A 25432-nucleotide genomic window follows, 5' to 3' on the forward strand; every position below is an offset into this window, starting at 1 on the left:
ATCAGTCGTTATGCAGGGCTGGACGTGCGACTGACCCAGTCTGGAACGAGCATCGACAAGCCCGGACGCCTGAGCAAGGGTGGCAACGCCTACCTGCGCTCGGCGATGTTCATGCCTGCCATGTCAGCGATCCGCTGCGATCCTTATGTGAAGGCTTTTTACGACGTGCTAGTCGGTCGTGGAAAACGAAAAATGCAGGCCATCTGTGCGGTTATGCGCAAATACCTGACAGGCTTGTGGGCCTGCATACGCGCTGGAGAGGATTTCGATACGGCCAAGCTTTTCAGCGAAAAACATCTNCTAAAAGCTTGACCGTGAACAGAGTATCTACAGGTTATGTGTTGGCCGTGAGGTCCGCGCATCCCTGTAGGAGCGAGGCTTGCCCGCGAAGGCGTCGTCACATTCAACACATTCGTTGACTGACATTCCGCTATCGCGGGCAAACCCGCTCCCACAGGATTTTGTGTGGTGCTTAAGATCTGCGCGCCCCCCTACCAACGCACGCCGCCACCTCCTTCGAAAGTAGCATTCGGGCAGTTGGCGCCCCGTGCATTAATGGCTCTACCGGAATCGTCCGGCACAAGAAGAGGAATGACCCATGTGGCATAAACCCGCGTTTACCGATCTGCGCATTGGCTTCGAAGTGACGATGTATTTCGCCAACCGTTGATTGATCGCCCGGTCAGCCGTCGCGTTGGCCGGGCCTGCTTTCTGGAGCCTGCCATGCACATCCGCGTTCTCGGTTCCGCCGCCGGCGGCGGTTTTCCGCAGTGGAACTGCAACTGCCGTCAATGCGCGGCGATGCGCCGCGGCACCCTGCACGCGCAACGCCGCACGCAGTCGTCCATTGCCCTGAGCGACGACGGTGTGGAATGGATACTCTGCAATGCGTCACCAGACATCCGCGCCCAACTCGAAAGCTTCCCGACGCTACAACCGGCCCGCCGCGTGCGTGACACGGCGATTGCCGGCGTGGTCCTGCTGGACAGTCAGATCGACCATTGCACCGGCCTGTTGAGCCTGCGCGAAGGCTGCCCGCATTCGGTCTGGTGCACCGAGCGGGTGCATGAAGACCTGAGCAGCGGCTTCCCGTTGTTCACCATGCTCAAGCACTGGAACGGTGGTTTGCAGTGGCAACCCATCGAACTGGACCGTGAGCCGTTCAGCATCGCAGCCTGCCAACACCTGCAATTTCGCGCCATTCCATTGGTCAGCAACGCGCCGCCGTATTCCCCCAACCGTGGCAACCCGCAGCCGGGGGACACCATCGGCCTGTTCATCGAAGACCTGCGCAACGGTGCATCGGTGTTCTATGCGCCGGGTCTGGGGCAGGTTGACGACGAGGTATTGAGCTGGATGCAGCGCGCCGATTGCCTGCTGCTGGACGGCACGCTGTGGCGCGACGATGAAATGCGCGTATGCGAAGTCGGCCAGAGCCTGGGCCGCGAAATGGGCCACCTGCCGCAAAGCGGCCCCGGCGGTATGCTCGAAGTGCTGGAGGGCTTCAATCGCCAGCGCAAGGTGCTGATCCACATCAACAACACCAACCCGATCCTCGACGAAGACTCAGCCGAGCGGGCGTTGCTGGAGCGGCGGGGGATTGAAGTGGCTTATGACGGCATGAGTATTGAGCTGTAGCGGACTGCCTCATCGCAGAACCCAACGGTTATTCCCCGGAGAACCGCAATGACTGACACCCCCATGACCCCCACCGAATTCGAAGCGGCCCTGCGCGCCAAAGGCGCCTATTACCACATCCATCATCCATTCCACCAAGCCATGTACGCCGGGCGCGCCACCCGCGAGCAGATCCAGGGCTGGGTCGCCAATCGCTTCTACTATCAGGTGAACATTCCCCTGAAGGACGCGGCAATCCTCGCCAACTGTCCGGACCGCGACGTGCGGCGGGAATGGCTGCAACGGATTCTCGACCATGACGGCGCCCCCGGCAGCGAAGGCGGTATCGAAGCCTGGTTGCGTCTGGGCGAAGCGGTGGGGCTGGATCGCGAACAAATTCTCTCGCAAGAGTTGGTGCTGCCGGGTGTGCGATTTGCCGTGGACGCCTACGTCAATTTCGCCCGCCGTGCTTGTTGGCAGGAAGCGGCCAGCAGTTCGCTGACCGAACTGTTCGCGCCGCAGATCCATCAGTCCCGGCTCGACGCCTGGCCCGCCCATTACCCATGGATCGACCCGGCCGGTTACGACTATTTTCGTACGCGCCTGAGCCAGGCCCGGCGCGATGTCGAGCATGGTTTGCGCATCACCCTGGCGCATTACGTCACGGTCGAGGGCCAGCAGCGCATGCTGGAGATTCTGCAGTTCAAGCTTGATGTGCTGTGGAGCATGCTCGACGCGATGAGCATGGCCTATGAGCTGGACCGCCCGCCGTATCACACCGTCACCACCGATCGGGTCTGGCACCGGGGGATCGCCCTGTGAACGCGATCGAGCAGCAACCCGGCCCACCGTTGTGGCTGTTGGCGGAGCTGACCTATCGCTGCCCGCTGCAATGCCCGTATTGCTCCAACCCATTGGATTTCGCCCAACAGGGTGAGGAGTTGAGCACAGAAGAGTGGATCCGGGTGTTTCGCGAAGCCAGGGAGATGGGCGCCGCGCAACTGGGCTTTTCCGGTGGCGAGCCGTTGGTGCGCCAGGACTTGGCCGAGCTGATCAAGGCCGCGCGGGACATGGGTTACTACACCAACCTGATCACCTCGGGTATCGGCCTGACCGAGCAGAAGGTCCGCGACTTCAAGGTCGCCGGACTGGACCACATCCAGATCAGCTTTCAGGCCGCCGACGAAGCGGTCAACAACATGCTCGCTGGCTCGCGCAAGGCCTTCGCCCAGAAACTGGCCATGGCCCGAGCGGTAAAAGCCCAGGGCTACCCGATGGTGCTGAACTTCGTCACCCATCGGCACAACATCGACCAGATCGCGCAGATCATCGAACTGTGCCTGGAGCTGGAGGCGGATTTCGTCGAGTTGGCGACCTGCCAGTTCTATGGCTGGGCCGAACTTAACCGCGTGGGCCTGTTGCCAACCCGCGAACAATTGCTGCGCGCCGAGCGCATCACCAACGACTATCGCCAGCGGCTTGAGGCCGAGGGCCACCCGTGCAAGTTGATCTTCGTCACCCCGGACTACTACGAAGAGCGCCCCAAGACCTGCATGAATGGCTGGGCCAACCTGTTTCTCGACATCACCCCGGACGGCACGGCGCTGCCTTGCCACAGCGCTCGCCAGTTACCGGTGCAGTTCCCCAATGTGCGCGAGCACAGCGTCGAACACATTTGGAACGACTCCTTCGGCTTCAATCGTTTTCGCGGCGACGACTGGATGAAAGAGCCGTGCCGTTCCTGCGATGAAAAACATAAGGACCTGGGCGGCTGCCGTTGCCAGGCATTCATGCTCACGGGGGACGCGAGCAACGCCGACCCGGTGTGCAGCAAGTCGCCGCACCACAGCGTCATCCTCAAGGCCCGGGACGAAGCCGACGCGCCGGGGCAGGGCATGGAACACCTGACCTTGCGCAATGAAAAGGCTTCGCGGCTGATCTATCGCGGATAAATTGCGAACGCGAAGCCCCCACCCCAGGCAGTTGCTACCCATTGGTCTGATTGCATTCGCAGCCGGATGCTTTAGTGTTGGCTTTACCTTTCAAAACAATAAAAACAGGCTTTCCAATGAGCCAGAATCTCAGTCAACTGCGTAAATTCGTTTCACCTGAAATCATCTTCGGTGCCGGCTGTCGGCATAACGTCGGCAACTACGCCAAGACTTTCGGTGCCCGCAAGGTGCTGGTGGTCAGCGACCCCGGGGTGATTGCCGCCGGTTGGGTTGCCGATGTCGAAGCCAGTCTGCAGGCCCAGGGCATCGATTATTTCGTGTACAGCGACGTTTCGCCCAACCCGCGGATCGAGGAAGTGATGCTCGGCGCCGAGCTGTACCGGGAGAATCACTGCGATGTGATCGTCGCGGTCGGCGGCGGCAGCCCGATGGATTGCGGCAAGGGCATCGGCATCGTCGTCGCCCACGGGCGCAACATCCTTGAATTCGAGGGCGTGGACACCCTGCGCATGCCCAGCCCGCCGCTGATCCTGATCCCGACCACCGCCGGCACGTCGGCCGATGTGTCGCAATTCGTGATCATCTCCAATCAGCAAGAACGCATGAAATTCTCCATCGTCAGCAAGGCTGCGGTGCCGGACGTGTCGCTGATCGACCCGGAAACCACCTTGAGCATGGACCCGTTCCTGTCGGCCTGTACCGGCATCGACGCGTTGGTCCACGCCATCGAGGCCTTCGTTTCCACCGGCCACGGGCCGCTCACCGACCCGCATGCGCTGGAGGCGATGCGGCTGATCAACGGCAATCTGGTACAAATGATCGCCAACCCCGGCGACATCGTCCTGCGGGAAAAGATCATGCTCGGCAGCATGCAGGCCGGGCTGGCGTTTTCCAACGCGATTCTTGGCGCGGTGCACGCCATGTCCCACAGCCTCGGTGGATTCCTCGATCTGCCTCACGGTTTGTGCAACGCGGTGCTGGTGGAACACGTGGTGGCGTTCAACTACAGCTCGGCGCCGGAGCGCTTCAAGGTGATCGCCGAGACCTTCGGCATCGATTGTCGCGGCCTGAACCACCGGCAGATCTGCGGACGTCTGGTCGACCACTTGATCGCCCTCAAGCATGCCATCGGCTTCCACGAAACCCTGGGTCTGCACGGGGTCAGCACGGCAGACATTCCGTTCCTGTCGCAACATGCCATGGATGACCCGTGCATCCTTACCAACCCGCGCGAGTCCAGTCAGCGCGACGTCGAGGTCGTCTATGGCGAAGCCCTCTGACGAACAGCAACGGGCGCTGACCGGGTTACTCGGCCTGGGCAATCACTCGGCGCGCAAGAGTCATTACCCGGAACTGGCCGCGCGCCTGGATGAACTGGAGGCCGAGCGCAATCGCTACAAATGGTTGTTCGAAAACGCCGTGCACGGAATCTTCCAGGCCAGCCTGCAGGAAGGCATGCGCGCCGCCAACCCGGCGCTGGCGCGGATGCTTGGCTATCAGGACCCGCAGGAGGTGCTGTTTTCCCTGACGGACCTGGCGGGCACGCTGTTCGTCGGCGGCGCGCAAGAGCTGGAAGGCATCGGCGAAGTCCTCCAGCGTGAGCGCAGCCTGCTGGGCTATGAAACCCAGCTGCGGCGCAAGGACGGCACTGTCCTCGACGTGTTGATGAACCTGCTGCTCAAACCGGATCAGGAAGGCCTGGTGGAGGGGTTCGTCGCCGACATCACCGAACGAAAACAGGCCCAGGAGCGCTTGCAACAGCTCAATGATCAACTGGAGCAACGGGTCACCGCGCGCACCAATGAGTTGCTGGAAGCCGCCGAAGCCTTGCGCGACGCCCGTGATGCCGCCGAAGCGGCCAATCGCAGCAAGGACAAATACCTCGCCGCCGCCAGCCACGACTTGCTGCAACCGCTCAACGCCGCGCGTTTGTTGATCTCGACCTTGCGCGAACGGCATTTGCCCGACGTCGAACAGGTGCTGGTGGAGCGCACCCATCAGGCACTGGAAGGGGCCGAAGACCTGCTCACCGACCTGCTGGATATTTCCCGGCTCGATCAGGCTGCGGTGAAACCGGACATCGCCCTGTACCGCCTCGATGAATTGTTCGCGCCACTGGTCTCGGAGTTTCAGTCGGTGGCCGCGGCGACCGGGTTGAACCTGCGGGTGCACATGGGTGATTACGCGATTCATACCGACTTGCGCCTGATGACCCGCATTCTGCGCAACTTCCTCAGCAATGCCTGCCGCTACACCGACGACGGCAGCATCCTGCTGGGTGCCCGGCGCCGGGGCGACGTACTGCGAATCGAAGTCTGGGACACCGGGCGCGGGATCCCGGCGGATCGTCTCGATTCGATCTTCCTTGAATTTAACCAACTGGACGTTGGCCGCGCCGCCGATCGCAAGGGCGTGGGCCTGGGACTGGCGATTGTCGAACGCATCGCCAAGATCCTCGATTACCGGATTCAGGTGCATTCACTGCCGGGGCGCGGTTCGATGTTCAGCATCGAGGTGCCGATATCCCATGAGATTCCACTGCCGATCAGTCAGGCCGCACCGCAGCCGAGTACCGGCAACCCGTTGCCGGGCCGGCGCCTGTTGGTGCTGGACAACGAAGTCAGCATCCTTGAAAGCATGAGCGCGCTGCTCGGGCAGTGGGGCTGCGAGGTGGTTACCGCCACCGATGAGGCCACCGCGCTGGCGGCCTTGCAAGGGCAGGCGCCGGAACTGATTCTGGCGGACTACCACCTCGATCACGGGGTGGTGGGCTGTGAAGTGGTCCGGCATCTGCGCGAGCATTTCAGCCGGACGATACCGGCGGTGATCATCACCGCCGACCGCACCGATCAGTGTCGACGCTCGTTGCAGCGACTCGACGCGCCATTGCTGAACAAACCGGTGAAGCCCGGCAAGTTGCGTGCGGTGTTGAGTCAGTTGTTGGCGTAGCGAGCCTTGAAAAGATCGCAGTCTGCGATCTTTTCATTCCGGTTTTGGCGGTGATTTGGCTCAGTGGTTGTACGCCGCCTCGGTGTTATCGATCAGCGGGTTCTTTTCGGTCAGCACGATCTGGGCAATCTGATCCTTGCGCATGAAGCTGACCTTCGGATGGGACTTGGCGTAACGGATGAAACGTTCCACCGCCTCGACCATCGCCGGGGTGCCGCCGATCCGGTCATGCAGGCTCACCGACATCATCCGCCGCCGGCTGGCGCCTTCGGCGTACAGGCGGTCGAATTCCAGCACCAATTGCCGGTAGAACTGTTGCGCCGAGAAGTGCCGGCCTTCAATCAACACGATATCGTTGTTGCGCAGGGTGTAAGGCACTACGGCGAATTTCTTGCCACGAACCAGTGTCACAAACGGCTCGTCGCGGCTGACGTCATCGATGTGATAGGTGAAGTTCAGATCCTGCAGCACTTTCAGGGTATTGGGGCTGCGCCGCAGCCAGTTGGCGTTGTAGCCCACGGAGCGCTGGCCGGTGAGTTTCTGCACCGCGTCGACGCCGTCGCCGATGAAGGCTTTCTCTTGTTCGTAGCTCATGTTGTAGGAGTCGGCCCAGCGCATGCCGTGGGCGGCGACTTCATGGCCTCGGTCGGCGATCGCCCGCACCAGTTCGGGGTGTTTCAACGCCGCTTCGCCCACCACATGGGACGTGACCTTGATGCCGTTGCGGTCCCATAAGTCGAGCATCCGCCACAGGCCTTCCTTGTAGCCATAGTCGAACCAGGTCTGTGCCGGCATGTCCGGGTAACCCTTGGGCAATGGAGTGCCGGAGAACGGACTTTCGGCACCGTCGGGCTGGCCGCCGGTTTCGAATTGCATAGAGAACGAAATCACCAGTTGCGAGCCATCCGGCCACGGGCGTTCCTGGGCGAACGCGAGGGACGGCAGCAGCAGGGCGGCGGCCAGCAGATTTTTCAGCCAGCGGGGGGAGCGTTGCCAATGGGCAGTGGTCATAGGGGGCACCTTTTGAGTTGAACAGTGCCGTGAGGGTGTCATTTGGCGCACCCCGGAAAAATCCGCCGCGAGCGAGAAGACTTTTAAACAGAATTTACGAATCCCGCCGAATACACAGTCCAGTGTGGGAGAAGTCCTGTGGCGAGGGGGCTTGCCCCCGTTGGGGCGCGAAGCGGCCCCTATTTTTTCCTGCATGTCGAGTTGTCTGAATTGCGACTGCTTCGCAGCCGAACGGGGGCAAGCCCCCTCGCCACAGGCTCGTGTTTGCAAGGGTGTGTTCTCCCCGTGATTTTGCGGCAAACTGACAACACTCCTTGAACCAAGGCCATCGAATGAATCACTACACCCCGCGCGACTGGCAGCCCCACGAGCGGCCCAGCCTGCCCGGATCGCCCTCGACGCCGTTGCACTCCAACCCCAGGCGGCTGGCCTACGCGCTGGTGGGTGTGTTGGTGGCATTGACCGGTGGTCTCGGGAACTCGCTGGTGGTCGCCAACCTTCCGTACCTGCAAGGCGCGCTGGGCGCGACCACCGCCGAGATGGCCTGGCTGCCGGCGGCCTTTGTCATGACCAACGTGTCGATGAACCTGCTGCTGGTGAAGTTTCGTCAGCAGTTCGGCCTGCGGGCGTTCACCGAAGTGTTCCTGATGCTCTATGCGCTGGTGACCTTCGGCCATTTGTTCGTCAACGACCTGAGTTCGGCGATCGCCGTGCGCGCGGCCCACGGCATGGTCGGCGCAGCGCTGAGTTCGTTGGGCCTGTATTACATGATCCAGGCCTTCCCGGCGAAATGGCGGATGAAGGCGCTGGTATTGGGCCTCGGCACCTCGCAACTGGCCTTGCCCATGGCGCGGTTGTTCTCCGAAGACCTGTTGCAAATCGCCGAATGGCGCGGGCTGTACCTGTTCGAACTGGGCATGGCGCTGTTGTCTTTGGGCTGCGTTTTTCTACTGAAACTGCCGCCGGGTGACCGTTTCAAGACCTTCGAAAAACTCGACTTCCTGACCTTCGCCATCCTCGCCAGTGGCGTGGCCTTGCTCTGCGCGGTGTTGTCTTTGGGGCGGATCGACTGGTGGCTCGAGGCGCAGTGGATCGGAGTGGCCTCGGCGGCTTCGATCGTGTTGATCCTCACGGGCCTGGCCATCGAGCACAATCGCAGCAACCCGATGCTGATGACCCGCTGGCTCGGCAGCGGGGCGATGATTCGCCTGGCCCTGGCGGTGATCCTGATCCGCATGGTGACGTCGGAGCAGTCCACCGGCGCGGTGGGGTTCATGCAAGCGCTGAACATGAGCAGTCAGCAGCTGCACAGCCTGTATGTGGTGATGTTGATCGGCAGTATCGCTGGCCTTGCCACCAGCGCCCTGACCATCGACCCCAAGCACCTGATCATGCCGCTGAACATCTCCTTGGCGCTGATGGCGGTCGGTTCGGTGATGGACAGTTATTCGAACAACCTGACCCGCCCGGAAAACCTTTATTTCAGTCAGTTTCTGCTGGCCTTCGGCGGGACGTTTTTCCTCGGTCCGACCATGGTCTATGGCATGCGTAACGTGCTGTCCAGCCCGCGCAACCTGGTGAGTTTCTCGGTGCTGTTCGGTATCTGCCAGAACCTCGGTGGCCTGATTGGCGCGGCACTGCTGGGGACGTTCCAGATCGCGCGCGAGAAGTTTCATTCCAGTCACATCGTCGAGCAGCTGACGTTGCTCGACCCGCGTGTGGCGGCGCGGGTCCAGAGCGGCGGCAACGCGGTCGGCTCGATAATTGCCGACCCGAGCCTGCGCAACCTGCAGGGCATCCGTAGCCTGGCCGTCGCCGCCACCCGCGAGGCCAATATCCTGGCCTACAACGACGTGTTCATGCTGATTGCCGTGATCGCGGTGCTGACCATGATCTGGATTTCCATTCGCGCCCTGTGGCTGATGAGCACTACCCAAGCCGTCGCCCCGGCGCCTGCCACTCCAACCAAACAATCCAGCGGTGCCACTTCTTCATGACCGAACCGACCACCACGACCACCAACACTATTGCCGCCACCCCCGAAGGCGTGACGCCGCCATCCTCGCCGGGCTCTGAACCGCGCTCGCTGGGGGTGCGGATCATCTCGTCCCTGGGCTTTGCGGCGATTGCTCTCGTCGGTGTACTGATCGTGTTGTACGCCTGGCAACTGCCACCGTTCAGCAGCGCGGTCGAGACTACGGAAAACGCCCTGGTGCGCGGGCAGGTGACGATCATCGGCCCGCAACTCAGCGGTTACGTGTACGAAGTGCCGGTGCAGGATTTCCAGTTCGTGAAGGCCGGCGATTTGCTGGTGCGTCTCGACGACCGCATCTACAAGCAGCGTCTCGATCAGTCCCTGGCGCAACTGGCGGTGCAGAAAGCCGCGCTGGCCAACGTGGTGCAGCAACGCAACAGCGCCGAGGCGACCATCAAGTTGCGTCAGGCCGCCGTCGCCGACGCCCAGGCGCAGTTGCGCAAAAGTGAAGCGGATCTGCGCCGCAACAAAGAGCTGGTCGGTGATGGCTCGGTGTCGAAACGCGAGCTGGACGTAACCCTGGCCGCCAACGCCCAGACCGTTGCCGCCGTGGCGCAAGCCCAGGCCAATCTGGACATCGCCCGCCAGGATCTGCAAACGGTGATCGTCAATCGCGGCTCGCTGGAAGCGGCGGTGGCCAGTGCTGAGGCGGCGGTGCAACTGGCGCGGATCGACCTGTCGAACACCCGCGTGGTGGCGCCGCGCGACGGTCAACTCGGGCAGATTGGCGTGCGCCTCGGCGCCTACGTCAACTCCGGGGCGCAGCTGATGGCGTTGGTGCCGAACCAGTTGTGGGTGATCGCCAACATGAAGGAAACCCAGATGGACAACGTGCGGGTCGGCCAGCCGGTGAGCTTCACCGTCGATGCGCTGAACCACCAGAAATTCCACGGGCGGGTGCAGCGGATTTCACCGGCCACAGGCTCCGAGTTCAGCTTGTTGCAGGCTGACAATGCCACTGGCAACTTCGTCAAGATCGCCCAGCGGGTGCCGGTGCGGATCAGCGTCGATGCCGATCAGGAACAGAGCGAACGGCTGCGGCCGGGGATGTCGGTGGTGGTGAGTATTGATACCGCTGCCGAAGGGGATCCCAGTACCCCTGACTAACGCATAACTCTTGTGGGGGGTGACCTGTGGCGAGGGGGCTTGCCCCCGTTTGAGTGCGTAGCACTCACAGGATTTTTGGTACAACAGAAACTTTGGGGCTGCTTCGCAACCCAACGGGGGCAAGCCCCCTCGCCACAGGTCGCTCCTACAGATGGGGTGTGATTCAGGGGGCGATCATCGGGGGCAGGGTGCCCAGCAGTGAAACCGCTGCTACCGCGCCGATCCCCAGTATCCATTCCAGCATGACGCTGGTGCGCAACAGCCCCGGACGCTGCTGGCAATCCTTGACCCGCAGCCGATTGAACAGCGCCAACCCCAGCATCGCGATCACCAGCACAACCTTGATCAACAGAATCAGCGCAAACCCGGACAGCAACGGCGTCGGCCAGAACACGCCGGTCAGTACACGCACGTTGATCAGGCCGGTCATCACCAACCCTGCCACCAACGCGTAACCGATCCCGCTGAAGCGTTGCAGTATTGCGCTCAAGGGATGATCGTCCGGTTGGCGCAGGATCATCACCAGCAACATCAACCCACCGAGCCAGGCGCCGACGCACGTCAGGTGAACAATCTGGTTGAGGATTAACAGCCGGCCTTGCAGACCATCGAGCATGGCGCCATGACCGACCGGAGCCAGGGTCGCCAGCAGCAGGCTGGCAAGGCCGATGCGCAGGAGCATGCTTGAACGCCAGGGTGTCAGCAGCAACGCCACGAGCAACAGATTGAATAGCAGATGCCAGCGCCAGACCTGACCGAAATAGGTATTGCTCAGCACCAGGCCTAGCGTCGCCGGGTCGAATGCCGCCTCCGGGGAACTGGCCATGCTGGCGGTGATCAGCAGCAACCAGCCGACGCCGCTGAGCAACGCCACCACGCTGAGCCAGCGGGTCACTCGCGCCAGTGCCGGATCCAGCCATTTCGTTTCGCGGCCCAACAGCAAAGGCCTGAACACCCAGGCCCCAAACAGCATCAGCACCACGGTGAAATGCAGGAAGCGGCACAGCACCAGCGCCTCGGTCATGAATTACTGACCCACCTTGAAGCGGTAGGCGCCTTCACTTTTATGGGTGTCGACCGACACGGCATGCCATTCGACCTTGTAATCGCCAGCGGCCAACGGCGCTGCCGGGGTGACGACCAGGGTTTTCTTGTCGCTGCCTTCGGTGACGAGGCTTTTTACCGGTACGTCGGCACCGTCCTTGCTGATTTTCACTTTGGTGAACGTTGCTTCAACCCCTTCGGAAAACACCAGGCGCAGTTCCGTTGGCGCCTGCACGGTGCTGTCGGCCGCCGGGGTCTGGCTTTTCAGATGGGCGTGGGCAAACACCGATGAGGCGGCGAGCAGCGAGCCGAGCAGGGCAGCGGTGGTCAGGGCGTTCTTGATCAGCATCGTGAAGACCTCAGCGGCAGGTTCAAAGTGGCGGGCAGTTTACCTGCCGCAGGGCCGCTGTACGAAGTTTCGTTTTCCCCTGTCGCCGCGACGTAGAGCGGATGCTAGTCTTGAGCAACGCTGTTGTCAGGGAGCCCTCATGGGCAATCACAAGATCGAGATTCGTCGCAGTAACGTCGAAAAAATCCTGTTGGCGGCCGAAAAGGTCTTCGCCGAAAAAGGCTTCGGCAGCACCGCCATGGCCGACATCGCCGCCGAAGTGCAACTGCCGCGCTCCAACCTGCATTACTACTTCAGCACCAAGAGCGAGCTGTACAGCGCGGTGCTCCTGGGTTTGCTGGAGGTCTGGAAGCAGGACGCCCTGTGCTTCGAAATGTTCGACGACCCGCGCGTGGTGCTCAGCAGCTACATCCGCGCCAAGATGAACCATTCCCGCAGCCGGCCGTACGGTTCGAAAGTCTGGGCCAACGAAATCATCCACGGCGCGCCGACCCTGGGTGAGAAGCTGGACGCGAGCCTGTACGACTGGGCCAAGATGAAGGAAGCGAAAATTCGCCAGTGGGTGGAAGACAAACGCATCCTGCCGGTGGAGCCTTCCAGCCTGTTGTACATGATCTGGGCCTCGACCCAGCACTACGCCGACTTCGATCATCAGGTGAACATCTTGAATGATCATCAGCCGTTGTCGGACATGCAGTTCGAACGGGCGGTGCAGACGGTGACCAGTGTGATCTTGCGCGGGATCGGGTTGGAGCCGTAACCAGATCATTCCCACGCAGAGCGTGGGAATGATCGGCGATCAAACCACAACGTGATACGGATTGCGGGGATCATGGTTCCAATCCAGAAACGGCTTGCCCGTATCCACCGGCACCATCTCGATGCAATCCTGCACCGGGCAGGTGATCTGGCACAGGTTGCAGCCCACGCACTCCTCATCGATCACTTGATATTTATGTGTGCCATCGGCCTGTTTGAGGCTGGCAATCGCCTGGTGCGAGGTGTCTTCGCAAGCGATGTGGCAGCGACCGCAACCGATGCACGCCTCCTGATCGATTTTCGCAATCACCTGATAGTTGATGTCCAGGTACTTCCAGTCCGTGGTATTGCCCACTGCGCGCCCGGAAAAATCCGACACGCGGGCGTAGCCCTGACTGTCCATCCAGCGTGACAAACCGTCCTTCATCTCCTCGACAATCCGGAAGCCATGCAGCATCGCCGCCGTGCACACCTGCACCGAGCCGCTGCCCAGGGCAATGAATTCCGCCGCATCGCGCCAACTGCCGATGCCGCCAATGCCGCTGATCGGCAAGCCCTGGGTCTGCGGGTCGCGGGCGATCTCGGCGACCATGTTCAACGCAATCGGCTTCACTGCCGAGCCGCAATAACCGCCGTGGGTGCTTTGGCTGCCGACGGCGGGATTGGCGACCATGCGCTCCAGATTGACGCTGGTGATCGAGTTGATGGTGTTGATCAACGACACCGCATCGGCGCCGCCACGGTGGGCGGCACGGGCGGCGACGCGGATGTCGGTGATGTTCGGCGTGAGCTTGACGATCACCGGCAACGAGCAATAGGTCTTGCACCAGCGAGTGACTTGTTCGACGTATTCCGGCACCTGGCCGACCGCCGCGCCCATGCCCCGTTCCGGCATGCCGTGGGGGCAACCGAAATTCAGCTCGATGCCATCGGCGCCGGTGGCTTCCACCAGTGGCAGGATGTTTTTCCATGACTCTTCGACGCAGGGCACCATCAGCGACACGATCAGCGCGCGGTCCGGCCAGTCCTTTTTGACCTGGGTGATTTCCCGCAGGTTTATCTCCAGCGAACGGTCGGTGATCAACTCGATGTTGTTGAAGCCCATCACTTCACGGTTGGCACCGAAGTGCGCCGAGTAGCGTGAGGACACGTTGACCGCCGCCGGGTCTTCCCCCAGGGTTTTCCAGACCACGCCACCCCAGCCGGCCTCGAACGCACGGACCACGTTGTAGGCTTTGTCGGTCGGCGGCGCGGAAGCGAGCCAGAACGGGTTGGGGGCCTTGATGCCGGCGAAGACAATCGAGAGATCGGCCATTTACGCAGCCTCCACGTTGAGCATGAGTTGAGCGTTGATCGCCTCGGCGGCCAGCTTGCCGTGTTGCACGGCTTGCACGGTAAGGTCCTGATCGAGGCTGGTGCAGTCGCCACCGGCATACACGCCGGGAATGCTGGTGCGCAGCTGTTCATCGACCTGAATCCGATCGCCCTGACGCTTGAGTTCACGGGCCAGCGGGTCGGCGAGGGCGTCGGTGTCGAAGGCTTGACCGATGGCTTTGAAGATCGCGTCGGCGGCCAGTTCGAAAGTTTCGCCGGTGGTTTGCAGGCGACCTTCCACCAATCGGGTACGGGCGAAGCGCATGCCGCGCACATTGCCCTGATCGTCGAGCAGCACCTCTTCGGGTTGCGCCCAGGTCAACAGCCGCACCTGATTGGCCTTGGCGATGTCCTGTTCGTGAGCGGTAGCGCCCATATCCGCGACACCACGGCGGTACACCAGGTTCACGTCCCGGGCACCGAGACGGGCCATTTGCACGGCCATGTCGATGGCGGTGTTGCCGGCACCGAGGACGATGCAGCGCTCGGCCAGCGGCAGTTGCGTCAGGTCATCGGCCTGGCGCAGTTCGCGGATGTAATCGGTGGCGGGGAGCAGGCCGGGGGCATCCTCGTTGGGCAGGCCCAATTGTTTGCTGGCGGCCAGGCCGAGGCCGAGGAACACCGCGTCGAATTGCTGATGCAGTTCGCTGAGGGTCAGGTTGTCGCCCAGCTTCTGCCCGTGGCGAATCTCGATTCCGCCAATTCCCATCAGGAACTCAAGCTCCTTCTGCGCGTAATCGTCCACCAGCTTGTACTTGGCGATCCCGTATTCGTTGAGGCCGCCGGCCTTTTCCCGGGCCTCGAAAATCACCACGTCATGGCCGTGCATGGCGCTGCGGTGCGCGCAGGACAAACCGGCCGGGCCGGCACCCACCACGGCGATGCGCTTGCCGGTTGCGGCGGCGCGCTGGAACGGGTGTTCGCTGAAGTGTGCGTTGTCCACGGCATAGCGTTGCAGCAGGCCGATCAGTACCGGCGCGCATTCCTGGGCGTTGTTGCGCACGCAGGCTTGCTCGCAGAGGATTTCCGTCGGACAGACCCGGGCACAACTGCCACCGAGGATGTTGGCCGAGAGGATCTTCTGCGCCGCACCTTGCACGTTTTCCTGATGGATATTGCGGATGAACGATGGAATGTCGATGTCGCTTGGGCACGCGTTCACGCACGGCGCGTCGTAGCAATACAGGCAGCGCGAGGCTTCCAGATGCGCCTGACGCTCGTTGAGCGGCGGCGCCAGGTCGGTGAAATGGCCGGCGAGGGCGGCCGCGTCCTCATGGGGATGCGGGAGGTGGTTCAAAGTCTTGATCACGGTGTTGGCCTCACGGTTAATTGAGGTACTGCCTCTGGTGGGCATTGGTTTTGTGTTGTCTGGGCCGGCTTCTTCGCGGGCAAGCCTCGCTCCTACAGGGGAACGCATTCCAAATGTAGGAGCGAGGCTTGCCCTCGAAGGCCGAAGGCCTCGATTTCAGCGTTTCACTGCGGTCGGCTTGTGCAACTCAGCCCGCTTGCTCAGCAAATCAAACACCGCCGGATACGCCGGCCGTTCGATATACCGGCCCGCGCCACGCTCGGCGCGCAAATCACCATCGGCCCACACCACACGGCCCTGGCTGACGGTGTGACTCGGTACGCCACGCACGGTCTTGCCTTCGAAGATGTTGAAGTCGACCTGCTGGTGGTGAGTCTTGGCTGAAATCGTCCGCGTGCCTTCCGGGTCCCACAGCACCAGATCGGCATCGGCCCCGACACGAATCGCCCCTTTGCGCGGGTAGAGGTTGAAGATCTTCGCGGTGTTGGTGGAGGTGAGGGCAACGAAGTGCTGCATCGACAAACGCCCGGTGTTCACCCCTTCATCCCAAAGCACCGCCATGCGGTCTTCGATACCGGCGGTGCCATTGGGAATCTTGCTGAAATCGTCACGGCCAGCGGCTTTTTGCTCGGCGCAGAAACAGCAGTGGTCGGTGGCGGTGGTGTGCAGGTTGCCCGCTTGCAGGCCATGCCAAAGGGCTTCTTGATGACCGCGTGGACGGAAGGGCGGGCTCATCACGTAACCGGCGGCGGTCTGCCAGTCCGGGTGTTGGTAAACGCTGTCGTCCAGCAGCAGATGCCCGGCCAGCACTTCGCCGTAGACCGGTTGGCCCTTGGCGCGGGCATAGGTGATTTCGTCGAGGGCTTCCTTGGTCGAGACGTGGACCAGGTACAGCGGCGTGCCCAACGTTTCGGCAATGCGGATCGCCCGGCTCGCGGCTTCACCTTCCACCTGCGAAGGCCGCGACAGCGGATGCGCTTCCGGCCCGGTGATGCCCTGGGCCATCAACTTGCGTTGCAGGTGATAGACCAGCTCGCCGTTTTCCGCGTGTACGGTCGGCACCGCGCCCAATTCCAGACAACGCTCGAAACTCGCCACCAGCGTATCGTCGGCGGCCATGATCGCGTTCTTGTAAGCCATGAAATGCTTGAAGCTGTTGACCCCATGCTGGCTGACCAGCTCGGCCATTTCCTCGCGGACTTGCTCGCTCCACCAGGTGATGGCGACGTGAAAGCCATAGTCAGACGCCGACTTCTCGGCCCAGCCGCGCCATTGATGAAAGGCCTCCATCAATGATTGTTGTGGGTTGGGTATCACGAAGTCGATGATCGACGTGGTGCCACCGGCCAATCCCGCCGCGGTGCCGCTGAAAAAGTCTTCGCTGGCCACCGTGCCCATGAAGGGCAGTTGCATGTGGGTGTGCGGATCGATGCCGCCGGGCATCAGGTATTGGCCGCTGCCGTCGAGCACTTGCGCATCGGCGGGAACATCGAGGTTTTCACCGATGGCTTTGATCACGCCGTCAGCGCAATAGACGTCGGCGCGATAACTTTCATCATGGGTAATAACGGTGGCGCCACGGATCAACAGAGACATTCCGAGTTCCTCGCAGGCATGACCGACTATTGCCGGTTCTAGATGTTTTATATGAAGCAGACGCCAATCGGTGTATTCCTGTCAGCGCTGTCAAGAATAGACGCTAGCTGCAGTTTGTGGATTGAGCAAGAATATTTTTTATAAGCTTATTACTGTTTTAACTGTTTGATAAATAACGATAAAAAGTGAAAATCACCAAAATGGTGAGGCCGCTCACCATTTTGACGCACTTGACAGGTTGGAAATATGGTCAAGATTTTCTATGTGAAATCAGCCGGTTGAGGATGGTCTATGGTTGATGCGCAACCTTTCAAAAAAAGATCGACGCACCAGATTGAGTCCTGACTGTTCGGACAACTTGCCTGGCATTCGGCCTGAGTGACAGGGCAACTGACCGGGGACTCGCTAGTTGGATAAATAAAGCTGATTAACATCAGTTGGTTAGCAAAGTTTTATGGCACTGCCCGAGGCGCAAGCGGGGCACCCGGCACGTTTATTGATGCCGCCGCTGGCACCGTGGCCGGTCCGTAAAAGTTGTCAGTTTCTCCGGCCATCGTCCGGCTCGCGCGCATTGCGCCAGCCTCTGATGAGCAAAAATAATCAAAAGAACAGTGGAGCGGCCATGCAACAGATCAGATCGCAAGTGACCGAGCGCGACGGCTTGTTTGAGCTCGAAGCCGGCAGCGATGTCCTCGACAGTCCCCGATACAACCACGACATGGCACCGACCAAGGTGCGCGAACGAACCTGGAACAAATGGCACATCACCGCATTGTGGGTCGGCATGGCGATCTGCGTGCCGACTTACACCCTCGGCGGTGTGCTCACGGCCTACTTCGGCCTGACCGTGGGCGAAGCGCTGCTGGCGATTCTGTTCGCCAATATCATCGTGCTGATCCCGCTGACCCTGAATGCCTTCCCCGGCACCAAGTACGGCATTCCGTTTCCGGTATTGCTGCGCTCGTCCTTCGGCATTCTCGGTTCCAACATCCCGTGCCTGATCCGTGCCCTGGTAGCGTGCGGCTGGTTCGGCATCCAGACCATGTTCGGCGGGCTGGCGATTCACCTGTTTCTCGGCTCGGTGTTCGATGGCTGGAAGGCCCTTGGCGGTACCGGCGAGGTGATCGGCTTCATGCTGTTCTGGGCCTTGAACCTGTGGGTGGTGATTCGTGGCGCGGACTCGATCAAATGGTTGGAAACCCTCTCGGCGCCGTTGTTGGTGCTGGTGGGCGTGGGGCTGTTGGTGTGGGCCATGCCGAATGTATCGATGACCGAGTTGCTGGCGATCCCGGCCAAGCGTCCGGAAGGGGCCGGCGTGGCCAGTTATTTCGCCGCCGGGCTGACCGCCATGGTCGGCTTCTGGGCCACGTTGTCGCTGAACATCCCGGACTTCAGCCGCTACGCGAAAAGCCAGAAGGACCAGATCGTCGGGCAGATCATCGGTTTACCCCTGACCATGTTCCTGTTCGCCTCCCTCGGCGTGGTGATGACGGCCGCGTCGGTCAAACTGGTGGGTGTCACTGTCTCTGATCCGGTCACCCTGATCGGCCATATCCAGAGCCCGGTCTGGGTCGCACTGGCCATGGCGCTGATCATCATCGCCACCTTGTCCACCAACACCGCGGCCAACATCGTGTCACCGACCAACGATTTCCAGAACGTTGCGCCCAAGTACATCAACCGCACCACGGCGGTGATGCTCACGGGGTTGGTCGGGTTGGCGCTGATGGCCCATGAGCTGCTGAAAAAGCTCGGGCTGATTGTCTCGGATCTAAGCCTGGAGACGGTGTATTCCAACTGGCTGCTCGGCTATTCGAGCCTGCTGGGGCCGATCGCGGGGATCATGGTGGTGGACTATTTCCTGATCAAGAAACAGGAGCTGGATCTGGCAGGCCTCTACCGCGACGACGTGTACCCGGCGTGGAACTGGTTCGGCTTTATCGCCTTCGGCGTGCCGGTGGTGTTGACGCTGCTGTCGCTGGGCAGCGATGCCTTCAGCTGGTTCTACAGCTACGGCTGGTTCACCGGCTCGGCCCTTGGCGGGCTGATTTACTACGGGTTGTGTTCGATGCGGCCGAGCCCGTCTGTTGCGAAATCTACAGTTTGATCGTTCCCACGCTCTGCGTGGCAACGCAGCCCGGGACGCTCCGCGTCCCAGAATCGGACGCAGAGCGTCCATGGATGAATTCCCACGCAGAGCGTGGGAACTAGAAGAACTGAGGAGATCACCATGAACGCTGCTGTAGACGTTCTGCAATCCACCCATCAGCACATCAATCGCGACCGTCTGTGGCAGTCGCTCATGGACCTGGCCAAGCTCGGCGCGACGGTCAAGGGCGGTGTCTGCCGGCTGGCCCTGACTGACCTCGACCGCCAGGCGCGCGATATCTTCGTGAAGTGGTGCGAGGAGGCCGGTTGCACCGTCAGTATCGACGCTGTCGGCAACATCTTCGCCCGTCGTCCGGGGCGCAATCCGAACCTGCCACCGGTGATGACCGGCAGCCACATCGACACTCAGCCCACCGGCGGCAAGTTCGACGGTTGCTTCGGCGTGCTGGCCGGGGTCGAAGTCTTACGCACCCTCAACGACCTCGGCGTGGAAACCGAAGCGCCGCTGGAAGTGGTGGTCTGGACCAACGAGGAAGGCTCACGCTTCGCCCCGTGCATGATGGGCTCCGGCGTGTTCGCGGAAAAATTCACCCTCGAGGAGACCCTGGCCAAGGTCGATGCCGAGGGCGTGACCGTCGGCGAAGCCTTGAACGCCATCGGTTACGCCGGGCCGCGCAAGGTCAGTGGTCATGCCGTGGGAGCGTATTTCGAGGCGCACATCGAGCAAGGCCCGATTCTTGAGGACGAACACAAAACCATCGGCGTGGTGATGGGGGCCCTCGGGCAGAAATGGTTCGACCTGAAACTGCGCGGCGTCGAAGCCCACGCCGGCCCGACGCCAATGCACTTGCGCAAGGACGCGCTGGTCGGCGCCGCGGTGATCGTCGGCGCAGTCAATCGCGCAGCCCTCGGTCATCAACCCCACGCCTGCGGCACCGTCGGCTGCCTGCAAGCCTATCCCGGCTCGCGCAACGTGATTCCCGGCGAAGTGCGCATGACCCTGGACTTCCGTCATCTGGAACCGGCGCGACTCGACTCAATGATCGCCGAAGTCCGCGAGGTCATCGAAACCACCTGCGAGCAACACGGCCTGAGCTTCGAACTGACACCCACCGCCGACTTCCCGCCGCTGTATTTCGACAAGGGGTGCGTCGAAGCGGTACGCGGTGCCGCTCAAGGGCTCGGTTTGTCGCACATGGACATCGTCAGTGGAGCAGGGCACGACGCAATCTTTCTCGCCGAACTCGGCCCGGCCGGGATGATCTTCGTGCCTTGTGAAGGTGGCATCAGCCACAACGAAATCGAAAACGCCGCGCCGGATGATCTGGCCGCCGGGTGCGCCGTGTTGTTGCGGGCGATGCTGGCGGCGTCGCAGGCGATTGCCAGTGGTAAGCAGGCGGCTTGACCACTGGCCTGGCGGGGATGCTCAACGGCGGGTTTGCAGCGCCTTGAACATCAGCATCCCCGCCAGCATGGCGATGGCGAACACCCAGGCCTGCCAGTGCCCCGTCGGCAACAACACCAGTGCCGGGCCGGGGCAGATGCCGGCAATACCCCAACCGATGCCGAAGAGCAGGCTGCCACCGATCAGGCGTCGGTCCAGCTCACGGCTGACCGGCAATTGCATAGGCGCACCCAGCAAGGACGTCGGTTGTTTCATGGCCCAGTGAAACGGCCCCCAAGCCACGGCAATGGCGCCGATCATGACCAGCGCCAGTGAGGGATCCCACAGGCCGGCAATGTCCAGAAAACCCAGCACTTTGGCCGGGTTCGCCATGCCGGCCAGCAACAGGCCGACGCCGAACAGCAGGCCGGCGAGGAAAGCGGTCAGTTTGCGCATGTTCAATACCCCAGCAGATGACGCAGGACGAACACGGTCACGAAGCCTGTGAACATGAAACTCAATGTCGCGGCAATGGAGCGTGGTGACAGGCGCGAGATACCGCACACGCCGTGGCCACTGGTGCAGCCGGAGCCATAACGAGTGCCGATGCCGACGCACAATCCGGCGACGATCAGCCCCACCGTACCGGTTTTGAATTCGATGGCCGGCCACACATGAAACAGCGCCCACACCAACGGTGCCGCCAACAGTCCAAGCAGGAACAGGGCTTTTTCACCTCGTCCTGAATCATTTCGCTCAAGCAGGCTGCCCAACAACCCGCTGATCCCGGCAACTCGCCCGTTGGCCACCACCATTACGCTGGCGGCGAGGCCAATCAGCGCTCCTCCCGCGAGGGCAGACCAGGGGGTGAAGTGAAGAGAATCAAACACCATGGCAACTCTCCGTATAGACAAAAAGCGGCACTAAACCACTCTTTCCGTATTGAGCATAGGGCTACTTTGGGAGGCCGCGGGTGCCGGGCTTTGCACTATCACAAACGCCTGCGGTCGTAATCTTCACTGGGCAGCGCGCAAAAGTGCCGCCGCAATTGTGGAGTTCCAATGAGCCAGGACGTCCTGAGCACTGAAACCAATCGCCGCCAGTTGCAGCAGATCATCGCCGGCCTGTCTGATGGGGTGATTCTGCTGGAGCTCGACCAGACCATTCTCTGGGCCAATGACGCCGCGCTGGCCATGCACGGTGTCAGCGAGATTGGCGAGTTGGGGGCCAATGCCGGGGAGTACGCCAAACGTTTTGCCTTGCGTTATCGCAACAATCATCCGGTAGCGATCGAGAACTATCCGATCAGCCGCGTGGCCCGTGGCGAGACGTTCAGCGATGTGATGGTGGAGGTGACGCAGCTGGAAAATGAAGAGCGCACCTGGGTTCACAGCGTGCGCAGTATGGTGCTGGCGGACCGTGCCGGTGAGCCGGAGTCGTTGGTGCTGATCATGAACGACGTCACCGACTGGGCCAGCGCCGAGCAGCGTTTCGAAAAGACCTTCAATGCCAACCCGGCCCCGGCAGTGATCTGCCGTCTCAGCGATTTACGTTACATCAAGGTCAACCAGGGCTTCGTGGAAATGACTGGCTATGCCCGTGATCAGGTGATCGGCGCTTCGGCTTATGAGCTGGATGTGCTGGAGCGCGCCGAGAACAAGGACTTGGCCAAGCAGCGTTTGCGTGACGGCGCCACCATTCCGCAGATGCAGGCCGAGCTGCGATTGGCCGACGGTGGCAGCAAGCAAGTGATCGTTGCCGGGCAACCGCTTGAGCTCAACGACGAAGCTTGCATGCTGTTTTCCTTCGTCGACATGGAGCTTCGGCACAAGGCCGAAATCGCCCTGCGCCAGAGCGAGGAACGGTTCGCCAAAGCGTTTCGCCTCACTCCGGTGCCGATCCTGGTGTGCCGCGCCGCCGACCAAGTGGTGATGGACGTCAACGAAGCCTTCCTCGAGTCCCTCGCATTTCCCAGTGATGAGGTGCTCGGCAAGACCGTGGCGCAACTCGGTTTCATTGATGAAGCGGGCGCTCGCACTCGACTGTTTACAGCTCTGGAGAAGACGGGGCGGGTGGATCGTGTCGATGTCAGGGTGCGCAGGAAGGATGCCGGGCTGATTGATTGTGCGGTCTCGGCGGACACCGTGAACATTCAGGATGGCTCTTGTTACCTGCTGGTGTTGATGGACATCACCGAGCGCAAACGCACCGAGCTGGAGTTGGTGTCGGCGATCGAAGAGGTGATGAAAGATGCGTCCTGGTTCAGCCGCACGCTGATCGAAAAACTGGCCAATGTGAAGAACGTCAATTCGCCGCAGTTACTCAGTGTGTCGTTCACCGACCTGACCACCCGGGAGCGCGATGTGCTCGGCCTGATCTGTGAAGGCCTGGCCGACAAGGAGATTGCTGCGCGTCTGAAGCTGGCACCCAATACGGTGCGCAATCATGTGTCGACGGTGTATTCCAAACTCGATGTGCATAGCCGTAGCGAGGCGATTGTCTGGGCTCGCGAGCGAGGTCTGTTCTCCGGCGTGAAGCGGATCAAGGGGCAACGTTAAGGTGCAAATGCACTAGTGCGGGTGGTGCAATTTCATGTATTGATCATATGGGGCTTTTTCTAGGCTGTCGGGGTGCGAGACGTGGCTTGGGCCCGGTATCGCGTCCTCTTCGATGCAGCTGAAGGAACAACCTCATGGGTGCGAAAAGAACAAGCGGGCAGTCGGCTTTACGCTGTCGCCAAGGTGAGTCGGGATGAGTTATCTGGTGCAATTGCGTATGCAGTTGGAGCGGAGCTTTTTGCCGTTGGCCTGTGAGTGTGCGCTTGCCGGGGATAATTCGTTGACGGTGAAGCTTTACCATCCGGCGACAGGGCAGGTGGATCTGGTGGTCAGCGGGTTGAACGTGGCGACGCTCCGGACGCCGGAGGCAGTGGCGGCGTTGATTGAAGAGCTGCGCTATGAGCTTGAAAGCAGTGGCTTGAATCGATCCTCCGCTCTTTAGGCGTCATATCCCGCAGGCCAGCGGTAATGCAGTGGTTACTGTCTTTCTGGCATTGGCGGGTAGCTAAGCTATAAGGAATGCGAGGGTATTTCTTTTCTGTGACAGGGCCGCGGGTTCGCGGGGTGGTTTTCGAGTCGCGGAAAATGTCGATTACTTACCGCGGGTCAGCCTATGAACAGTTTTGGGAAATGTGCTTTTTCACCACTGTCGCTCGCACTTTGCGTGGCGATTCTGGGTGGTTGCGCCAGTCCGCCGCCTCCACCCCCGGCCGTACCACCACCGACACCGGTTCGTACCTGTTCGACCACCGAAAGCACCGATGTACAGGGTGATATGAGGGCTGAAGGGCAGGTGACCCGAACCACGACCCTGACCCGTTGCGTCACTCAGTAAACCGGGTCTGGTGTACCGCCAGTAGCACGTGCAACTGGCGGTGTATGACCTGAGCGTCGGTTCAGACTTCCTCGATCCTGACCCACCGCGACTCCCGTGCCGCCAGACGAATCGCCGTCGCCAGGCGTTCGACTTCCCACGCCTGCTCGAAATCGGTCCCGTCCTGGCCGAGACCGGCCAGCGCCATCACCAACTCATGCACTTCAAGGGTCTTGAGTTCGTTGTAACCCAACTGGTGCCCCGGCGCCGGGCTGAAGGCGGCGTAACCCGGCAAATCCGGCCCCGCCAGCAGCCGTTGGAAACCGCCTTGCCCGGCACGATACAACCGCAGTTCATTCAAGCGTTCCTGATCGAACGCCAGGGTGCCTTGGGTGCCGCTGATTTCAAAACTCAGGTGATTCTTGTAACCGTGTTTGAGCCAGCTACTGCTGAACGTCCCTCGTGCGCCGTTGGCGAACCGCAGCAACGCGTGGACCTGATCGTCGACCGCGACCTCGCGTCGTTCCTGACCACCCGCCGTCACGGGGCGTTGCGCATGCACGGTCTGGGTATCCGCGCACACCGCCTCGACGTCGCCCAGTAGATGACGGGCCATGGCCAGCAAGTGACTGCCCAGGTCCGCCAGGGCGCCGCCGGCGTAATTGGCGTCGCAGCGCCAGGACCAGGGTGAAACGGGATCGGCCATGAAGTCTTCGCTGAACTCGCCCTGGAAACTGATGATCTGCCCCAGCGCGCCGTTTTGAATCAAATCCCGAGCCAGGCCGATGATCGGGTTGTGCTGATAGTTGTAACCCACCCGCGTCACCACGCCTGCGGCTTTGGCTGCAAGGTGCATGGTACTGGCCTGCTGGAGGCTGACCGCCAGCGGCTTTTCGCAATACACCGGTTTACCGGCGGCGATGGCAGCCATGGCCATGGGGTAGTGCAGATGATTGGGGGTGGTGATGGCGATCAGGTTGACCTTGGGGTCATCGATCAGCTGTTGCCAGTCGCTGTGAGCAGCATCGAAGCCCCAGGCGTCGGCGCAGTGGCGGGCGCGCTGCGGGTCGGCGTCGGCAAGGGCGGCGAGTTTGAGCTTCAGCGGCAATTCAAAAACAGCGCTGACATTGCGAAAGGCCAGGGCGTGGGCGCGGCCCATGAAACCTGTGCCGATGAGTCCGATACCGAGTTCGCGCATAGCCGGGGTCCTTTGGATTTTTATTTTCAGGAGGGCTATTTATGGAATAAAAATTCGTAACATGCAATAAAGTGGAATAAATATTCTTTTTCTTGGCGAGGTCAGGAAGCGCTGAGAATGGCTACACCGCCTTGCGTCATTGCCTACAACAACGCCGGAATCTGCCGGCTTGTGCGTCTTGTTAGCGGCCTCTATCGTTTCCAGGTGTGCAGAACAGCCACAAATCGCGGGCTTTGATGACGGGACAGACACCACAGACTATATTGG

23 protein-coding genes are annotated in these 25432 nt (G+C 61.2%); 14 read left to right on the plus strand and 9 right to left on the minus strand.

What is annotated here, in order from left to right; all coding sequences use genetic code 11:
- From AF70_RS26820 to AF70_RS26850, 7 genes are all read left to right on the plus strand, one after another.
- The coding region (locus AF70_RS26820) for a transposase (RefSeq protein ID WP_169342505.1) at positions 1-312 on the plus strand (312 nt) is incomplete at its 5' end.
- 286 nt (positions 313-598) lie between these two features.
- Positions 599-670, plus strand: coding sequence for a pyrroloquinoline quinone precursor peptide PqqA (gene pqqA / locus AF70_RS26825; RefSeq protein ID WP_081499480.1), 72 nt, complete (start codon positions 599-601; stop codon positions 668-670).
- A gap of 53 nt (positions 671-723) precedes the next feature.
- On the plus strand, positions 724-1638 hold the full coding sequence (gene pqqB / locus AF70_RS26830) for a pyrroloquinoline quinone biosynthesis protein PqqB (protein WP_028940418.1): 915 nt from the start codon (positions 724-726) through the stop codon (positions 1636-1638).
- Positions 1639-1686: 48 nt separating this feature from the next.
- Positions 1687-2439: a pyrroloquinoline-quinone synthase PqqC gene (gene pqqC, locus AF70_RS26835; protein ID WP_028940419.1), complete on the plus strand. Its 753-nt coding sequence runs from the start codon at positions 1687-1689 to the stop codon at positions 2437-2439.
- Positions 2436-3569: a pyrroloquinoline quinone biosynthesis protein PqqE gene (gene pqqE / locus AF70_RS26840; RefSeq protein ID WP_028940420.1), complete on the plus strand. Its 1134-nt coding sequence runs from the start codon at positions 2436-2438 to the stop codon at positions 3567-3569. Before pqqC ends, pqqE begins: the two co-directional genes overlap by 4 nt.
- A gap of 116 nt (positions 3570-3685) precedes the next feature.
- Positions 3686-4849: an alcohol dehydrogenase-like regulatory protein ErcA gene (gene ercA, locus AF70_RS26845; RefSeq protein WP_028940421.1), complete on the plus strand. Its 1164-nt coding sequence runs from the start codon at positions 3686-3688 to the stop codon at positions 4847-4849.
- Entirely contained in the window at positions 4833-6518 is a 1686-nt protein-coding gene (locus AF70_RS26850) for a NahK/ErcS family hybrid sensor histidine kinase/response regulator (protein ID WP_028940422.1), read from the plus strand. The genes ercA and AF70_RS26850 overlap by 17 nt, the downstream gene beginning before the upstream one ends.
- A gap of 60 nt (positions 6519-6578) precedes the next feature.
- Here the strand turns inward: AF70_RS26850 and AF70_RS26855 are convergent, their stop codons facing one another.
- Positions 6579-7529, minus strand: a complete 951-nt coding sequence (locus AF70_RS26855) for a polysaccharide deacetylase family protein (protein ID WP_028940423.1) — start codon at positions 7527-7529, stop codon at positions 6579-6581.
- A 332-nt stretch (positions 7530-7861) separates the two neighbouring features.
- Between AF70_RS26855 and AF70_RS26860 the strand changes: the two genes are divergently transcribed.
- Together AF70_RS26860 and AF70_RS26865 are read left to right on the plus strand one after the other, a co-directional pair.
- Positions 7862-9526 carry an MFS transporter gene (locus AF70_RS26860; RefSeq protein WP_019579388.1) on the plus strand — a complete coding sequence of 555 codons (1665 nt, stop codon included), beginning with the start codon at positions 7862-7864 and terminating at the stop codon, positions 9524-9526.
- On the plus strand, positions 9523-10671 hold the full coding sequence (locus tag AF70_RS26865; RefSeq protein WP_019579387.1) for an HlyD family secretion protein: 1149 nt from the start codon (positions 9523-9525) through the stop codon (positions 10669-10671). The genes AF70_RS26860 and AF70_RS26865 overlap by 4 nt, the downstream gene beginning before the upstream one ends.
- A 163-nt stretch (positions 10672-10834) precedes the next feature.
- On the opposite strand, the gene copD is transcribed toward AF70_RS26865, so the two are convergent.
- The gene (copD, locus tag AF70_RS26870; protein ID WP_028940424.1) at positions 10835-11695 is read right to left on the minus strand and encodes a copper homeostasis membrane protein CopD; all 861 of its coding nucleotides are present in this window, start codon (positions 11693-11695) and stop codon (positions 10835-10837) included.
- 3 nt (positions 11696-11698) lie between these two features.
- A complete protein-coding gene (gene copC, locus AF70_RS26875; RefSeq protein ID WP_018929687.1) occupies positions 11699-12064 on the minus strand; it encodes a copper homeostasis periplasmic binding protein CopC in 366 nt (121 codons plus the stop codon).
- Positions 12065-12203: 139 nt separating this feature from the next.
- Here copC and AF70_RS26880 point away from each other — a divergent pair, with 139 nt between their 5' ends.
- Positions 12204-12824 carry a TetR/AcrR family transcriptional regulator gene (locus tag AF70_RS26880; RefSeq protein WP_007937670.1) on the plus strand — a complete coding sequence of 207 codons (621 nt, stop codon included), beginning with the start codon at positions 12204-12206 and terminating at the stop codon, positions 12822-12824.
- A 39-nt stretch (positions 12825-12863) separates the two neighbouring features.
- Here AF70_RS26880 and preA read toward each other — a convergent pair whose 3' ends face one another.
- The 3 genes from preA to hydA form a co-directional block, all read right to left on the minus strand.
- Positions 12864-14138, minus strand: a complete 1275-nt coding sequence (gene preA, locus AF70_RS26885; protein WP_028940425.1) for an NAD-dependent dihydropyrimidine dehydrogenase subunit PreA — start codon at positions 14136-14138, stop codon at positions 12864-12866.
- Positions 14139-15506, minus strand: coding sequence for an NAD(P)-dependent oxidoreductase (locus tag AF70_RS26890; protein WP_028940426.1), 1368 nt, complete (start codon positions 15504-15506; stop codon positions 14139-14141).
- Positions 15507-15662: 156 nt separating this feature from the next.
- A complete protein-coding gene (gene hydA / locus AF70_RS26895; RefSeq protein WP_018929684.1) occupies positions 15663-17102 on the minus strand; it encodes a dihydropyrimidinase in 1440 nt (479 codons plus the stop codon).
- A gap of 622 nt (positions 17103-17724) precedes the next feature.
- On the opposite strand from hydA, the gene AF70_RS26900 reads away from it, so the two are divergent.
- Together AF70_RS26900 and AF70_RS26905 are read left to right on the plus strand one after the other, a co-directional pair.
- Positions 17725-19209: an NCS1 family nucleobase:cation symporter-1 gene (locus tag AF70_RS26900; RefSeq protein WP_019579381.1), complete on the plus strand. Its 1485-nt coding sequence runs from the start codon at positions 17725-17727 to the stop codon at positions 19207-19209.
- 123 nt (positions 19210-19332) lie between these two features.
- Positions 19333-20616 (plus strand): Zn-dependent hydrolase, encoded by a 1284-nt coding sequence (locus AF70_RS26905; RefSeq protein ID WP_019579380.1) that lies wholly within the window; start codon positions 19333-19335, stop codon positions 20614-20616.
- 21 nt (positions 20617-20637) lie between these two features.
- On the opposite strand, the gene AF70_RS26910 is transcribed toward AF70_RS26905, so the two are convergent.
- Together AF70_RS26910 and AF70_RS26915 are read right to left on the minus strand one after the other, a co-directional pair.
- Positions 20638-21051 (minus strand): DUF6691 family protein, encoded by a 414-nt coding sequence (locus AF70_RS26910; RefSeq protein WP_018929681.1) that lies wholly within the window; start codon positions 21049-21051, stop codon positions 20638-20640.
- A 2-nt stretch (positions 21052-21053) separates the two neighbouring features.
- On the minus strand, positions 21054-21488 hold the full coding sequence (locus AF70_RS26915; RefSeq protein WP_019579379.1) for a YeeE/YedE family protein: 435 nt from the start codon (positions 21486-21488) through the stop codon (positions 21054-21056).
- A gap of 168 nt (positions 21489-21656) precedes the next feature.
- Between AF70_RS26915 and AF70_RS26920 the strand changes: the two genes are divergently transcribed.
- Both AF70_RS26920 and AF70_RS26925 read left to right on the plus strand, forming a co-directional pair.
- Positions 21657-23153: a helix-turn-helix transcriptional regulator gene (locus AF70_RS26920; RefSeq protein ID WP_028940427.1), complete on the plus strand. Its 1497-nt coding sequence runs from the start codon at positions 21657-21659 to the stop codon at positions 23151-23153.
- 193 nt (positions 23154-23346) lie between these two features.
- Entirely contained in the window at positions 23347-23595 is a 249-nt protein-coding gene (locus AF70_RS26925) for a DUF1652 domain-containing protein (protein ID WP_019579377.1), read from the plus strand.
- A 454-nt stretch (positions 23596-24049) separates the two neighbouring features.
- On the opposite strand, the gene AF70_RS26930 is transcribed toward AF70_RS26925, so the two are convergent.
- Positions 24050-25165 (minus strand): Gfo/Idh/MocA family protein, encoded by a 1116-nt coding sequence (locus AF70_RS26930; RefSeq protein ID WP_028940428.1) that lies wholly within the window; start codon positions 25163-25165, stop codon positions 24050-24052.
- Between the last annotated feature and the right edge of the window lie 267 nt (positions 25166-25432).

This window comes from Pseudomonas sp. KD5 (assembly GCF_012932895.1).
Lineage (GTDB): Bacteria > Pseudomonadota > Gammaproteobacteria > Pseudomonadales > Pseudomonadaceae > Aquipseudomonas.